At 59.6% G+C, this 14,940-nt stretch carries 11 protein-coding genes; 3 read left to right on the top strand and 8 right to left on the bottom strand.

Annotated elements, in window-relative coordinates; all coding sequences use genetic code 11:
- Positions 1–1,062 (bottom strand): ABC transporter permease, encoded by a 1,062-nt coding sequence (locus tag BMY91_RS08080; RefSeq protein ID WP_090820747.1) that lies wholly within the window; start codon positions 1,060–1,062, stop codon positions 1–3.
- 379 nt (positions 1,063–1,441) lie between these two features.
- Here BMY91_RS08080 and BMY91_RS23625 point away from each other — a divergent pair, with 379 nt between their 5' ends.
- Complete coding sequence (locus BMY91_RS23625) at positions 1,442–2,119, top strand: transposase (protein WP_090820745.1); 678 nt, start codon at positions 1,442–1,444, stop codon at positions 2,117–2,119.
- A gap of 828 nt (positions 2,120–2,947) precedes the next feature.
- Here BMY91_RS23625 and BMY91_RS08070 read toward each other — a convergent pair.
- The 7 genes from BMY91_RS08070 to glpX form a co-directional block, all read right to left on the bottom strand.
- Complete coding sequence (locus tag BMY91_RS08070) at positions 2,948–4,123, bottom strand: DmpA family aminopeptidase (protein ID WP_090820743.1); 1,176 nt, start codon at positions 4,121–4,123, stop codon at positions 2,948–2,950.
- Positions 4,124–4,177: 54 nt separating this feature from the next.
- Positions 4,178–5,062, bottom strand: a complete 885-nt coding sequence (locus BMY91_RS08065) for a GNAT family N-acetyltransferase (RefSeq protein WP_218143829.1) — start codon at positions 5,060–5,062, stop codon at positions 4,178–4,180.
- Positions 5,063–5,306: 244 nt separating this feature from the next.
- Complete coding sequence (gene menC / locus BMY91_RS08060) at positions 5,307–6,443, bottom strand: o-succinylbenzoate synthase (protein ID WP_090820741.1); 1,137 nt, start codon at positions 6,441–6,443, stop codon at positions 5,307–5,309.
- Between the two features lie 170 nt (positions 6,444–6,613).
- On the bottom strand, positions 6,614–8,242 hold the full coding sequence (locus BMY91_RS08055) for a PucR family transcriptional regulator (protein ID WP_090820739.1): 1,629 nt from the start codon (positions 8,240–8,242) through the stop codon (positions 6,614–6,616).
- 555 nt (positions 8,243–8,797) lie between these two features.
- Complete coding sequence (locus BMY91_RS08045) at positions 8,798–9,355, bottom strand: type III PLP-dependent enzyme domain-containing protein (protein WP_256212642.1); 558 nt, start codon at positions 9,353–9,355, stop codon at positions 8,798–8,800.
- Between the two features lie 1,436 nt (positions 9,356–10,791).
- Positions 10,792–11,217 carry a universal stress protein gene (locus BMY91_RS08040; RefSeq protein WP_090820735.1) on the bottom strand — a complete coding sequence of 142 codons (426 nt, stop codon included), beginning with the start codon at positions 11,215–11,217 and terminating at the stop codon, positions 10,792–10,794.
- Between the two features lie 47 nt (positions 11,218–11,264).
- Positions 11,265–12,206 carry a class II fructose-bisphosphatase gene (gene glpX, locus BMY91_RS08035; protein WP_090821712.1) on the bottom strand — a complete coding sequence of 314 codons (942 nt, stop codon included), beginning with the start codon at positions 12,204–12,206 and terminating at the stop codon, positions 11,265–11,267.
- Between the two features lie 240 nt (positions 12,207–12,446).
- On the opposite strand from glpX, the gene BMY91_RS08030 reads away from it, so the two are divergent.
- Both BMY91_RS08030 and BMY91_RS08025 read left to right on the top strand, forming a co-directional pair.
- Positions 12,447–13,745, top strand: a complete 1,299-nt coding sequence (locus BMY91_RS08030; protein WP_090820733.1) for a CitMHS family transporter — start codon at positions 12,447–12,449, stop codon at positions 13,743–13,745.
- Positions 13,746–13,804: 59 nt separating this feature from the next.
- Positions 13,805–14,896: an isocitrate/isopropylmalate dehydrogenase family protein gene (locus BMY91_RS08025; RefSeq protein WP_090820731.1), complete on the top strand. Its 1,092-nt coding sequence runs from the start codon at positions 13,805–13,807 to the stop codon at positions 14,894–14,896.
- Positions 14,897–14,940: the final 44 nt, after the last annotated feature.

Here is a 14,940-nt window from a genome sequence, read left to right as displayed (position 1 = left end):
CTAAGTCGTTGTGATTCTAGAACGTGGATCAAATGCCGCGATGAGCAGATCCACGATGAGGTTAATAAGCAAAATAATTCCGCCATAGACCAGGACTATGCCCTGCACCAAGGAGTAGTCCCTATCCGCGATGGAGCCGACGACGGTGGACCCCATTCCCGGCCACGCGAACACAGTCTCAACGAATACGCTGCCCGCAATCAGACCTCCCAGTATCAAGCCGGCCATCGTCAACGTTGGCGTAACCAAATTCGCTAGGATGTGCCGTAGATACAGCCGACCCTTACTAATTCTTTTGGACCTCGCCGTCCTAACGAAGTCTGCTTCCAACACAGAAAACGTCTCGGCACGCACAATGCGTGCAATAGCGCAGGCTGAAGGTAATGCCAACGAAAGGACGGGCAATACATAAGAGGACGGTCCTGAACGACCTGCCACTGGAAAAATCGGGGAGCTTATCGCGAATAGGAAGATAGAAATTGCTGCAACAACGAACACTGGAGCCACGGTAAAGAACCCCGTGATCGCGGAGAAGGTGGTGTCCAGCCACTTCTTGCGACCGCCTCGTGTCAACTCAGCGACCAGCATTCCGAGCGGAATGCCTGTAACAAGAATTACGACGATTGTAATGACGGCTAGCTCCAACGTCGCCGGCATTCGCTGGACGATGATATCGAATACTGGGAGCCGGTTGCCATAGGAAATACCCAGGTCCCCGTGAAAGAGTCTTTCCCAGAAATGGAAGTATTGGTTAAGCCACGAGTCGTCGAGGCCCAGCTCTGCCCGCCTGCGTAATACTTGTTCAGCGCTTGCGTCGGCACCCAGCGACAGCCTCGCAGGATCCCCAGGTAACAAACGAACCATTAAGTATGCGGCGGTGACGAGGACTACGACCGAAACTACTAAACGTGTAAGACGGCGTGCGACGTATGCAATCCATGGGTTGCGAGCTCCAGCCACCGCGACTTTCTGCGGCACAACCTCGTCGTTGTGTTCAGGCGACGGTTTGGTTGTTGGCGGAGGCAAGCCAATCCTCTGATCCGTGGATATTGGGCTTTTCATACATTCAAGTCTTCCAGCGTGACGCAGATCATGTACAGTGCATGGTGCAGCGATATTGGATTGAGGATTGTCACATCGGACAACTCATGAATACCATGGCTGAACCAAGAGCGGTCCTCCCCGGTTTCGGTCTGAAATCCGGAGTCCAGCTGTGATCTGGGTGGTGGTGAGCTTGCGGAAGCTCAGCGCTGAGCCGCGGAGGTGTGCCAGGCGGCCAGTGATCGGTTCGGTGGGGCCGTTTGCGGACGCTCCCGCAACAAAGTGGCGCCGCTTTGGAATGACTCAACAAACCTGGACCCATGTTGTGGCGCACACTACATCTTGAATCCGGAAGAGCCAGTAGCAGGGTTCTCTTGTACTAGTGCGAGGCGACAGATTTATGTGGTTGATTGCGCTCGGTCGCAGCCGGCCCAGGGAGGACCCATCTTCGGACGGCGCACGCGGGTCGAGGCTGCGAGTGCTGCGCCGGCCGCTACCGGGTTTGGTTGGCCCGCGTACTGACCGGGTGCCGGAATCGAGTGTTTGGTTGCCGCGCCCTCCAGTGCAGACGAGGCTGCCCGGGATCTGGTGCGCGCACGGGAGGACATCCGCGCGGACCTTATGCGGGCGGGGAAACGGGTTTCCAAACTTCTGCTGCGCCGCGCCTGGTCTACTCCGGGGGGGAGGCCTGGACCGATGCCCACCACACCTGTTGCACCGCCAGCACTTCGAGTACCCCGCCTTGGAAGCGGCCTACGAAGTCAGCCGTGAAGCGGCCGAACTGACACTGGACCGGAGGAACTGTCTGGACGCGAAGATCACTGCTCCGGCCGCGACTGATCGTTACGCCCCTGTCGTCCGGGCGTTGATGTGTTTGCGTCGGATTTCCGTGCTCACCGCCTTTGGCTTGGCAGTGCAGATCGGTGACTGGACCCGTTTCACCGCCAGCACCATCGGCGCGTACCTGGGACTGTTACCGACGGAACATTCCTCCGGAGCTTCCCAGGTCCTTGGGCGGTATCACCAAGACAGGCAACACCATGCCCGGCGCCTCCCGGCACCGCCGTCGCCCCTATGACAACGTCAGCCGTGAGACGCGTGCCCGATGGGAAGCCGCCGACGAGCGCTCCCGCGTCCGTGGTCATCAAGGCAACCACCGCCTGCATCACCAATGGGACCAGTTCGAAGCCCGCCATAAACGCCGGGTCATCGCCAATGTAGCCGTCGCCCGTGAACTGGCCGGCTGGTGCTGGTCGCTCGCCGCACCGGTCAACAGGAACAGCCATGGATGGATGCATAGACGTGTGCCCTTCCCGGCCAGGCCTGATGGCTTGCTGGCGTGGAGGAGACCTGCGATGCGCCTGTGGACAACCGGGCAACACAACCGGCGACGCCCGATATTGCTAGACCAGCGGCACCCGTCCAGCCGAAATCCTCGTCCTGCGGTAACCAACCCGCGCATATCAGCCTGACAGCGCCCAAAGTCGATCAAGACGCGCCAGCCACCATGACTAGCCCCGAACGAACGCAAACAAGCGGTCCACGACAACCAGCCGCGGACCGCTCGCTCATACCCTCTTGACAACAAACCCCTACTTACCATGTGTACTGCCCATCAGCCGTTTAGCCAGCGTTCCTGGGCAGTACAACTAGCTCAGCTTGGTGTTGAGGTGGGTGGGGGCGACGGCCTGAATATCTGGATACCGGTGGCCAACGAGGCCGCAGCACTACTGATCCTCGGGACCGGAACGTATCGGCGTAGCACTCGGGAGCCCTTACATGCTGAATAGTCCCGTTTCCCATGACACATCTGTGACAGCTGGGCATGTTCCAGTGGATGAATCAACGCAAACCGCGGCTGCGATCAGCCGTGAGGCAGCGGCGCTTGTAGCCGGTAGTGCCCTGTTCAGTTGCAGGCTGCCGTGGCGGTTGAGTCGGTGGCCTCGCCACGTCCTGATCCACGGTAATTGTGGATCACTTCCAGGAGTCGTTCACCATCCAACGCATGCGCAACGATTCCATCACGTCCAGTCATGTCCTCCGCGGCGAGCATCGCGTTGAGGATGGCCTCTTCCGTTGCATCGGACACGGCTTCGAAAACAGGAGTCAGTAGTTGGTGTGGGACTGCCCTCAGCTCGTGGGTCATGGTGAGGTCCGGGCTCCCGTAGTACTCACCGGGGATGCTGTCATTGCCCGTTGAAAACGCAATCATGATGTCGCCGCTCGAATCGGATGCGGCACCGCCCACGCGAGAGAGTCCGACGGCGGCACGCATCGCAAGACGACGGCATTGACCCGGGAGCAGCGGCGCGTCCGTCGCCACGATCACGATGATGGAACCGGCACCCGCGGGAAGGCGGTGATACGCGGCAGAAGAACGGGAGGAAATCGGAGGGGGCACCTCCGACGCGGGAATCAGGGATCCGACAGGTACGCCGTCCACGCGGAGGGCCTCCCGAGTGCCATAGTTCGCCTGCACGAGAACACCGACCGTCCATCCGCCGTCCATCTCGGACAAGACCCGGGAAGAGCTGCCGATTCCTCCTTTGAACTCGTGGCAAAGCATTCCGGTTCCACCACCGACGTTTCCCTCGGCCACCGGACCGGGTTGCGCAGCATCGAGGGCATCGAAGACGTGTTGGGCGGTGACGTGTTGGCCGTGAATATCGTTCATTACGCCGTCGTATGTTTCGCCAACGACCGGCATCGACCAGTACGTGTCCGTTCCGGAGGTTCGCGTGTCGTATTCGGCTATCGCATCGCGGACCACTCCGACGCTGAAGGTGTTCGTCAACCCGATTGGCGTTGTCAGCAGCCCGCTCTCACGGACCCATTCGAGGCCGGTTAACTCACCGTTGCCGTTCAAACTGACGGCACCGGCAAATACGGGCTTGTCGCGCACGTTGCCGGCACGCGGCTGGACGATAGTGACACCCGTACGCACCGGACCGTCAGATGATGGACTTGTGCCGGAGATGAGGGTCGTATGACCGACGCGGACTCCGGCGACGTCCGTTATTGCGTTGTGGTGCCCCGGGGCAAAAGAACCGATTCCGAGTCCAAGATCCCGAAGGCGTGTCATAGGTGTAGTCCATTCTTCTATTCGTGTGGTGGCTGTTGGGTGTAATTCATCGATTTACCCCTTTTGTGAATTCTCTTTTCTGTCGACTATGTACGAGCCACGACTATCAAAGCCCACCACGCGAGAGCCGGAAGCGAATTCGCGCATGAAGCATTCGCGCACAACGGAGCGCCATGCCCGTGCTGCGCCGGGATGTGTCCGGCGGAGTGACTCAATATCCTCCGGTGTCGCCACTGCGACAACTGTTGACTGGGAGGCGGCCGAAACGTGCGGGTGATCGTCCGCGTCCGTCACAATAAGTTCAGTTGCCTCAAGCAGCGGCCTCACATGCATCGGACTCCCGGGGCTAACAGAACCAACGATTTCGCTTTCAAGATCCCAAGTGATGAGCAGCCGATCTGATGGGTCGGACCCATTGATTGCGTCGTCCATCTGGCCGTAGAAATTCGGAAGGTACTCCGTTGGGACGGCGCCTAGTTTGACGATGTTGAAGAATGCGTTCCGTCGAACGAGTGGATCAACTGTCCACGTTATCGTGTGCATTGATGACTCAAGTGCCCAGGCGCGCTGGTGCAACTTGATTGCTTGCCCGACCTTGCGTCCCTGCATTGAACTGGAAACGCCGGTGATGTGGCTGTGGAGGGAGCGCTGATCAGGTTGTCCGCAAAAGCCGACGCTCATCCCGACGAGTTTGGATCCAACAAATGCTCCGGATACGTAGTTTCCTGTCTTGGCCAATACCCTCAGGATGCCCAGGGTCATACTTAGATTCGACGCATCTGGCCGCCATGTGTCCTTGTAGAGCTCATAGGCATCAGAGAGTTCGTCGGGTGCGCTAATCGTCCGCACGGTGACGCCGGCCGAGGCGGCAGCAGCTTCTGCGAGTTCGTGAGCCCGCGCGGCGACGTTGGACGCATTGCCCAGAGTGATTTCAGTCATACATATAAGCGTGCCGGAGGGACTGGCCGGGTTTCTTGTGCGTCGGCACTCAATGTGAGCGGTACACAGTGCGAGTTGACCAACCCCTGGGTAGTCTCCTGCGTTAGCGGACATGAGAATGCCCACTTCGCCGAAACACAGGCAAGGCCCCGCCAGAATGATTGGAAGGGCCTTGCCGAGACCGTCGCAATGTCTGCGATGGACGATTAGTGCGGGACTGTGGTGTCAGGACTTTTGGCAGGGATTAGCCACGGTCCGGACGCACGGATGCTGTGTGTACCGTCATTTCGGCGAGCACACTTGGGATTGGCTCGACGCCAAGTCCTGGTGCTGTCGGGATCTTGATGTATCCATCCTCCAACACAAACGGTTCAGTGAGGTCCTGCTCATAGAAGCGGTCGGATGCCGAGATATCGCCCGGCAGCGTGAATCCGGGCAAGCCCGCCAGCGCCGAGTTCGCAGCTCGTCCCAGGCCTGACTCAAGCATTCCACCACACCACGCCGGAATACCGTTGGCGCGTGCGAGTTCATGGATGCGTTTTGCTTCCACGTACCCGCCCACGCGCCCCGCTTTGATATTGATGACATCCGCTGCGCCCCACGCAATCGCGTCGGCAGCTCGTTCGGCGGACACGATGGACTCATCAAGGCACATGGGAGTCCGCATCGTCTTTGCGAGGATCGCGTGTTGCCGCAGGTCATCCTCGGCCAGCGGCTGCTCAATCAACAGCAGATCGAATTCATCGAACCTGCGAAGTGTGGGGGCATCGGCCAGCGTGTAGGCGGCATTGGCGTCGACCTGAAGAGGGATGTCGCCGTACTTCTCGCGAACCGCGCGCACTGGCTCAATGTCCCAGCCAGGCTTCACTTTGAGCTTGATCCGCACGTACCCTTCGGCAAGGAAGTTTCCCACGACATCGAGGAGTTCGGGAATGGAGTCCGCAATCCCGACTGACACCCCCGACTTAACCTTAGAAACAGTGGCTCCGAAATACGAGGCGAAAGAACGTCCGCTGGCACGCAGCTGCGCATCCAGTATCGCCATCTCCAGGGCGCCCTTCGCCATCCGATGTCCAATAATCGGTCGAAGTACGTGCCCCACCGTCTCCGCCGTGATCTCGTGGCCAGCTGCCTGATGAGCGAACAGCATGGGCACGAGATACCTTTCGAGAACTGCCCGGGTACCGTCCACGTATTCCTCGGAATATAGAGGATCACTCATAGCCACGCACTCCCCCCAGCCGATGGTCTGCACACCGTCTTCGAGGGCTGTAACCTTCACCAGCAGAGGCCGTCGTTCGGTCTGTGTACTGAATGAAGTGGTGAATGGGCTCTTGAGCGGCATTCTTACCGTTATCAGCTCAACTTCGATGATGTTCATGCAGAATTCCTTTCGGTGCGCGTGAACCGCGGGTGTGTTTGCCAAGAGGCCAACGAACTTAACCTTGCCCGTTGGGGGGCGTCTAAACATCGTTCGATCGAACAATGCTTCACCCGTCGACCATGCCGCCCGCACACCGACTGCTGGGCGGGGGCCCATGCCATGAATTCTCAGCCGAAAAGGCGTAGCTGCAATATGAGACCAAACCGTGTGTCGGCGTCGGAAAGGTCGATGTCGCCGATCTCGCAAAGCCGCGCGAGACGAAATCGGAACGTGTTCCGATGCACATGGACGGCGTCAGCGGCCATCCTGATATCGCCAAAATGCTCCAACCAGCTCTTAAGGGTTTCGACGTAAGCCGTGTTGTGTTGTTCGTCGTGTGCGATAAGTACCGCAAGCGGCCCACTCACCTGGACACCATCGTCTGCCAACGTGCTGGCAATGCGCAGCATCAGCCATGCCACCTGCACATCGTCCAAAGTCTGAACAGGTCCTTTGTCTACGGCGCCACTTTGCAGGACGCGCAGGGCAGCATCCGCTTCTGATCTTGACTGATCGAGATCCGCGGCACTGAGAGCTACTGAACCGACTCCCGCGAGAAATCTACTGGTCGAATCCATGCGAGCAATAAATTCACGGGCCAGCCGAACAGCCCTCTGCTGAGCACGCTCGTCGTTGGCGCGGAGGGGCACCACAGCATAGATGGTGCCGCCGACCAGGGCCGCAAGCGCCCCTGGGGACAGCGGGTGGAGGTACATGTTCAGCGAACTCACCACCCGCTGCAGCTCGGCTTCTGAACGAAGCGCGTCATCAGCGAACCCATGCCTGGTTCCAAAGGCGATGACACAGGTGGAAAGCGAGGCAATGTTCAATTGTTTGGCGGCGTCCCTCGCCTGCTGACCTCCCTCGATCAAAGTATTCACGAGTCCCAGACGCTGCCTGGCAAACGAGTCAGAACTTGCCCGGGCACGCAACATGGTGAGGGCAACGACGCTTGCTGCTTCTACAAAACCCTGTTCGCGCCGGTCCGTAAGAGGTTCGTGCACCACCGCCCAGATCGATCCAAGCACTTCCTCGCCGGCCTTCACCCTCATGGCCACACGGGGAAACTCGGTCGGAATGCTCGGATGGATGAAGACCGGACGGTCAGATGTGTAAATGCGTCTGAAGACCCCTTGGGCACGGTGATCATCCTCGTAGACATCTGGCACTTGCAGGCCAAGGATCGTGAGCCGGCGCGATTCGTCAGTGCCGGCTTGGTCGGCGGAAAAGGCCAAGACCCGCGAGGATAGGTCCTCAATGGTCACGGGCGCCTGTAACAGGTCCGCGACCATGTTCGCCAGTTCAAAAAGATCCGTAGGTTCGTCGGAACCGGTTCCCACCGCGAGCCCGTTGGAGTCAAGGACGCTCAGCGCTGAAGAAAGCATCGACGCTACTTGGATCCAGGAAGCACCGCGAATGAGTCCGAAGATCACGATGCCCGTCTCGGCGACGGCCTCCGCGATTTCCGGCTCATTTGGGATTGGTTCCTTCATCACGAGGGCCACCGCCCCATCGGACGAAAAGGACCTTATCTGCTGGGCAGCGGCCTCCGCACTCGCCGTTCCCACCCAAAGCACCACCGTACCTGGCACCACGGTCGGCGGATCATACGGATCGAAGAAAGCCACCGCGCTGACGCTGGTTGCCGGATCAAAGGGTCCGGCCTCAACGGAGAGAAGCGTGGAGCCAAGTCGATCGAAAAGGCGGCCGAGCGTCGCCGTGCCAGAAACCCCGGAGGGGTAGTGTAAATCGACCATGATGGAACTCTCTCTTATGGGGCACAGGCGAACATGTACGGATCGCCCTGCTGGACGCTTCCCGTCACCAGGACGCTTGTACGATACTCGCGCTTCCAAGCATTGAACAGCGCCACGGTTTCATGTCGGTGCAAGTTACACAGAAAACGGGTCCGATGCTGTTCTTTTTGTACAAGACGCTCTACACCGGATTGGTGCACCGTAGAAAGTGAACATTTCGTGACCCACTCTCAGGAAGGAAAATCCGATGAATCACGCTGATCTGCTCGAATGCGTCTATCGCGTCAACGTCAGCGTCGCCCCATCCCCGTCCAGCGCTTCCGCCTTTCTCCGGCTCGTGTCGGTCATCCATCGTCGGGGCACGGATGTGCAAAGCGTTGCTTACACGGTCACAGCTGACAGCAATGCCCACATGACCGCTACATTCAAGTCTTTTCCGGGGCGGGCCGCTACTCTCGTTAGATCTCTTCAAGGTGCCGTCTGCGTAACGGATGCCTGGCTGGAGGTCTGGTCTACCGACGACTGGGCGCCCCAGACCCTTTAGGAAGCCAGTGCCTATCCGGAAATTGTTGATCGGTTGAAACTGCTTTGCCATACGTCAACAACGCGTCGTTCCATGTCTGTGACGAGGTAACTTGACCACCGTTCGAATGCCGAGCAGGGGTGGGAGATCCCGAGTTGAGCAACATCCCCCACGTCGAGGCCACTCGTCTTCTCCAGCACGGTGTGGTGGTCGTACAGCTTCCTGACCACGCCACGGGCCTCGGGCTTTGCTTGGCCGTCAACCCCGGACGCGGCCAAAAGGACCGTGTACCCGGCATCGTACGGAAGATCGCGCTTACCGGCTCCGACGACGGCGAGACCGGGTTCAGGTGTTGACAACACCACTGCGCGCACTGCTAAGGCCGGGATGAGGCCTGGGATAGGACTAACCCCTGCGTAGGTACCGTGGTCGTGGGCTACGTAGCAACGGCGACACTGGCCGTCGCCCTTCGGGCAAGACCTCCGCGTGTCACCCCCAAACCGTCCATCAACGACCACTGACCGCCGAGGCACTCGCGTCGGCTCAGGTTCCCATACTGTTGAATAGTTGGTCGATTCAACGAATAACATGGCATCGGTGCAAGACTCAGAATTATTAGCGCAACCCATCAACGAATAGTCCCGCGCCACCAGACCCGCCGTTAATTGTCCGACCAGACGTGATCCGGTCGAGGCAACTCAGTCGGATAGGATGGACCACTTTGCCCGAAATTGATTGGCTAGAGGCCTACCAACTACTTAGAACTGGCCCACATCGAGACATGGTTGCAAACAGTGGCGAGTCATGCTGGGCAACCAAGACGTAGCACCAAGGGAACGGTAGCCCCGTCTGAAAACAACAGGCCATATCCTAAAGCAACGTTGTGCCAGACAACGCACTTGGATACGCGGTTACTACGTCGCTCGGTGCAAGCCGCGCGTCGAGACTCACCTCGCGGGATCACCCCGCCATGCGAGCCATCCGTCCACGACGAAGACCTGTCTGGACCCCAATCCGATGACAACACCCCCACGCCGCGCCGACCCATGACCTGACAAAGCTCTCCCCAGTCAGCCGATTGACTCCAGCAACGAGCCAAAACCAAAAACTTTGTCGCAGGATCCCGAAGTCATGTTGCCCTCAGTCCCTCTACCCATGAAGAGGTGTAGGCAAACCACGACCTACCGGACGAACGAAGAGAGGAACGCATAACACCAGTTCAGAGCGAGCGGAGGGCCTAGCAGCCAAAGCCCTGACCCCACTCCCCCATAACTGAACAGGCCAACCGGCGGCCAGGCACCAGCCGGCACCACACATCAGAGACTCGTGTCCACATTTGTACACACTTTAAAGCAAAAACCCCCTCTGACGAGGGGGTATGCCGTGCCCGAGGTGGGACTCGAACGGGATTCCAAGCCTTGGAAACACTGGGAAATGGCGGAAATATGCGGAATCCGGGCCAGTCCGGCGGCTGTACAAGGCAGTCCAGGGTAGAAAGTGTGGACAATGTCCACACCGTTTTCTCTCTTCGTAGCGATGGCAGATCGCTCATGTTCTTGGGCGGAAGCGGTGCCACGGAAATAATGGACGACGACGAACTGAACGCATGGCGGAGCCTGAATAGCATGATTTGCCTCGCCGGGACTCCGCCACATGGACCGACAAGCGGGCCAAATGTTCAGCGGGTCAGTGGTTGCCTGTTGTAGTGCCGTCTTGCACACCGGTCTCACAGGGACAGGACAAGCCCGGACAAGGCTAAGGCTGGACACGAATAGCCCTACGCGGATACCCCCTCATATAACCCACGCACCCGCGGAAGCGAGGACCTTGGACCGTCTACTGTCTGGAAAGTTGTGTGGTGCACGCCCTGATTACGAACCTGCCCTTAGCTTGCATCAACGGTGATCCCGGCGCCGGCCCCGGCTGTCGGGTTGCGTGTTGCGATTCCGCGTGCCGGCGCCGGAAAGCTAATTGGGTCCTAAAAGTGGAGAGCAGAGGCAGCGCCATACTACAAACCAGGCGAGCGTCAGCCTGCCGTCTTGGCAATGTAGACGTCGCAAGGAGCATTGTGGGCCACGCTGCTAGCGACGCTGCCAAGTACACGGCCGAGCCCGTGCATACCCTTGTTGCCGACAACGATCATTCTGGCTTCGACCCTCCTTGCTTCGTCGAGCAGTACCTGAGTCGCGGTTCCGCGGACAGCCGCGTAGGTGACTTTGAGATTGGCCGAGCTCAGTTCGGCAGCAGCCTTCTGCGCCGTCTTCTCCGCATTCGCTTCATGGCTGGCCACTCGATGGTCACTTCCGGTACCAAACACTATGGTGCCGTCGTCGTCGTAGGCCGTGACAACATGGAGCGCCGCACCAAGCGATAGGGCCAGGTCCCTGGCGGCATCAGCGGCACTCTTAGCTGTGACGCTGCCGTCTACCCCTACAATGATGGCTCCGGTCATGACTGAATCTCCTTCGTATTTTATGAAACGGCGTGAAAGGTTGGCTGCTATTCGGAGTCGTACCATTTGGATTCGAGGTGATCGGCAACGACCCTGCGAATGGTGCCTGAGTGGGAGCGCAGGACGATGCTGGTGGTTCGAACAAATCCAGGCATACGCCGAACTCCGTCCACGAGTGCGCCGTCGGTGACACCAGTGGCCACAAAATAGCAATTGTCTCCCCGAACCAGATCGTCCTGGTCAAACACGCGATCCAGGTCATGGCCGGCTTCGAGGGCCTTCGCTTGCTCAGAGGCGTCAATAGGCGCCAAACGCGCCTGGATGAGCCCACCCAGCGCCTTCACCGCACAGGCAGTAATTATGCCCTCGGGAGTTCCGCCGACCCCCACACACATATCTATGCGTGAATCGGGCCGAGCGGCATTGATCCCCCCTGCCACATCACCGTCCAGCAGCAGCCTGGTGGAGGCTCCGGTCGCCCGGATATCAGCGATCAACTGCGAGTGCCGTGGGCGATCGAGGACCGCAATCTGCAGGTCGTCAACTGCCACACTCTTGGCTCTGGCGAGGGCACGGATGTTTTCACCGACCGGTCGCCTGAGGTCGATGACCCCGCGGCCTTCCGGGCCGGTGACAATCTTGTCCATGTAGAAGACAGCACTGGGGTCAAACATTGATCCGCGCTCTGAGACGGCGATGACCGAAAGTGCGTTTTGACGTCCGGCGGCCGTGAGGCTGGTGCCATCGATCGGGTCGACAGCAACGTCCCACGAAGGCCCTGTGCCGTTGCCGACGTGCTCTCCGTTGTACAGCATGGGCGCGGCGTCTTTCTCACCTTCACCGATCACCACCACGCCATCAAAGGCGACGGAACCGAGGAAATGCCGCATTGCGTCCACGGCCGCACCGTCGGCGGCGTTCTTGTCACCCTTGCCGATGAAGGGGGCGGCCCGGATCGCCGCGGCTTCGGTGGCTCGCACCAGCTCCATCCCCAGATTGCGGTCAGGAGCATCGAGCGAGGTGATGGATTTTCTGTTCACGTGGTTGATGATACCGAAAAGTCGATTAGTGGTCGACCACTTGACCACTTACTTGACTGGTCGACCACTTTAGGTTTACCGTCGAAAGCGTGCCCGACCCAAGAGGTTGAGGGACCGGGTTACCGGCAAGGGACCCAGCACGTCAGAGTTGCCGTCAGGGAGTCAGTCCCTCAACATCAAGGAGTAACGATGCTCGCCGTCGTCGGATTCGCTACGCTCGGATCATTTATGATCGCAGTCATGCGCAGATGGGCCACCGCGTTTGTGGCCATCATTTGCGCTCCAGTCCTGTTCGCTGTGATCGCAGGTTTCGGCCCGGACCTGGGAGACATGGTCATGTCTGGCCTGAAGACGGTCGCTCCGACCGCCGTTCTGCTCCTCTTCGCAGTTCTCTACTTCGGCGTCATGATGGACGCCAAGCTCTTCGATCCCATATCGAAGCTCATTCTTCGACTCTCCAAGGGAGATCCGGTTCGGATTTGCGTCGGCACTGCTGTGCTGTCCATGGCCGTGGCCCTGGATGGTGATGGCACCACGAGCTACATGATCATCTGCTCGGCCTTCCTGCCCATCTACAAGAAGCTCAAGATCAACCCCCTCATCATTGCAACGGTCGCTGCCATGTCACTGGGACTCATCTCCGGGTCCACTCCTTGGGGAGGCGCCGCCACCCGGGCCATCAGCGTGCTGCAGCTGGATGCAACTGAATACTTCGTCAGCCTGATCCCCTCTTTGGCCCTTACCTGTGCGTTCATTCTCGCGGTCGCCTACATCCTTGGCCGGTCGCAGAGGAAGCACGTCGATGCAGCCGCCGTTGCTGAACTGGCGGCGGAGATCAAGAACGGCACTCACCACATCGGCGAACGTCCTACCTGGCGAACCTGGGTAAACGCCGGCCTGACCATCCTGCTGCTGGTTCTCCTGATTGCCGGAGTCGCACCGTTGGTGGTCCTCTTCATTGGCGCCTTCGTTATCGCCTTGCTCGTCAACCACCCGAAGCTGCATGACCAAGGCGAATCCATCAAGCGACACGCAGTGAGCGCCGTACCCGTTGTCATGCTCGTCCTTGCCGCCGGCGTCTTCACTGGGATCCTGTCTGATTCCGGCATGATCCAGGCCATGGCTGATGCGCTGCTAAGCATCGTCCCGACGTCGATGGGTGCTCTGCTTCCGCTCTTTACGGCCGTCATTGCCATCCCGCTCGGATTCTTCATGTCCAATGACGCCTTCTTCTTCGGCATCCTCCCGGTACTCTCCGAGTCCGCGTCGCAGTACGGCATCCACGCCAATGAAATCGCCCGTGCAGGTGTCGTAGGCCAAATTTCCCACATGATCGGACCTGCGTCTGCTCCCCTGTGGGTACTCCTCGGGCTTTTGAAGAAGGACCTCGGAGAGTTCCAGAAGTTCTCGATTCTTTGGGTTGCTGGTGCCTGCCTCGCCTTCATCGGCTTCCAAATCCTCACCGGCGCCATCAGCGTTACCGGCTGATCGCCCCCACTGATTCCTGGTCCGTCAACGAGACCTGGTTATAAAGAAAAGGAAATACCGTGACTACATCCAAGCAGTACCGATTGGCCGTTCTGAACGGCGATGGCATCGGCCCGGAAATCGTTCCCGCGTCCGTGAAGATCCTTGACGCCGCGATGGCCGCTGCCGGAGCGCCGGCCATCGACTGGACCGAACTGCCCCTGGGCCGTGAAGCGATCGACACCCATGGCACCGCCGTCCCGGACGAAACCCTCCAAGCCCTCGCCGACGTCGACGGCTGGCTCCTGGGCCCGCACGACAGCGCGTCCTACCCCGAACCGCACAAGTCCGCATTGAACCCCTCGGGCACCATCCGCAAACACTTCGGACTCTTCGCCAACATCCGCCCCTCGAAGGCCTTCCCCGGCGGAAACGCCATCGTTGAAGGCACCGACCTGGTCATCGTGCGCGAAAACACCGAAGGCTTCTACGCCGACCGGAACACCTTCGCAGGCACCGGAGAGTTCATGCCCACCCCGGACGTAGCGATCATGCACGGCATCATCACCCGCGCCGCCACCGAACGCATCGCACACTCCGCGTTCCAGCTCGCCCAGTCCCGGACCAAGCAACTGACCATCGTGCACAAAGCCAACGTCCTGAAAATGACCACCGGCCTGTTCCGCGACGTCTGCAAGGAGGTCGCACAGCAGTACCCCGACGTCACCGTCAACGACTTCCACATCGACGCCATGACCGTGCACCTGGTCCGCCGCGCCAACAAGTTCGACGTCATCGTCACCGAAAACATGTTCGGCGACATCCTCTCGGACCTCGCCGGTGAAGTCGCCGGATCCCTGGGCATCGCACCCTCGATCAACTCCTCCGACACCCACGCCATGGCCCAGGCCTCCCACGGCTCCGCCCCGGACATCGCCGGAAAGAACATCGCCAACCCCATCGCGATGATCCTCTCCTCCGCCATGCTCCTGCGCTGGCTCGGCGCGAAGTTCGACGACGAGAAAGTCCTCCAAGCCGCCGAACTGGTCGAAAAAGCCATCGAAGCGACCGTCCTGGACGGCACCACCACCAAAGACATGGGCGGCACCGCCGGCACCAGCGACTTCGCCGACGCCGTCGCCACCCGCGTCACCACCGTCGCCCACGTCTAACCACACCACCCACACGCCGGGCGGGAACAAACCACCCGCCCGGC

It is taken from the genome of Arthrobacter sp. yr096 (assembly GCF_900108925.1).
Classification (GTDB): domain Bacteria; phylum Actinomycetota; class Actinomycetes; order Actinomycetales; family Micrococcaceae; genus Arthrobacter.
This window is presented reverse-complemented; position numbering and strand designations above follow the sequence as displayed.

Excerpts from the sequence above, each read along its gene's own strand:
- BMY91_RS08080 (WP_090820747.1), bottom strand. The coding sequence starts at position 1,062 with ATGAAAAGCCCAATATCCACGGATCAGAGGATTGGCTTGCCTCCGCCA.
- BMY91_RS23625 (WP_090820745.1), top strand. The coding sequence starts at position 1,442 with ATGTGGTTGATTGCGCTCGGTCGCAGCCGGCCCAGGGAGGACCCATCT.
- BMY91_RS08070 (WP_090820743.1), bottom strand. The coding sequence starts at position 4,123 with ATGACACGCCTTCGGGATCTTGGACTCGGAATCGGTTCTTTTGCCCCG.
- BMY91_RS08065 (WP_218143829.1), bottom strand. The coding sequence starts at position 5,062 with ATGACTGAAATCACTCTGGGCAATGCGTCCAACGTCGCCGCGCGGGCT.
- menC (WP_090820741.1), bottom strand. The coding sequence starts at position 6,443 with ATGAACATCATCGAAGTTGAGCTGATAACGGTAAGAATGCCGCTCAAG.
- BMY91_RS08055 (WP_090820739.1), bottom strand. The coding sequence starts at position 8,242 with ATGGTCGATTTACACTACCCCTCCGGGGTTTCTGGCACGGCGACGCTC.
- BMY91_RS08045 (WP_256212642.1), bottom strand. The coding sequence starts at position 9,355 with ATGTTATTCGTTGAATCGACCAACTATTCAACAGTATGGGAACCTGAG.
- BMY91_RS08040 (WP_090820735.1), bottom strand. The coding sequence starts at position 11,217 with ATGACCGGAGCCATCATTGTAGGGGTAGACGGCAGCGTCACAGCTAAG.
- glpX (WP_090821712.1), bottom strand. The coding sequence starts at position 12,206 with ATGGAGCTGGTGCGAGCCACCGAAGCCGCGGCGATCCGGGCCGCCCCC.
- BMY91_RS08030 (WP_090820733.1), top strand. The coding sequence starts at position 12,447 with ATGCTCGCCGTCGTCGGATTCGCTACGCTCGGATCATTTATGATCGCA.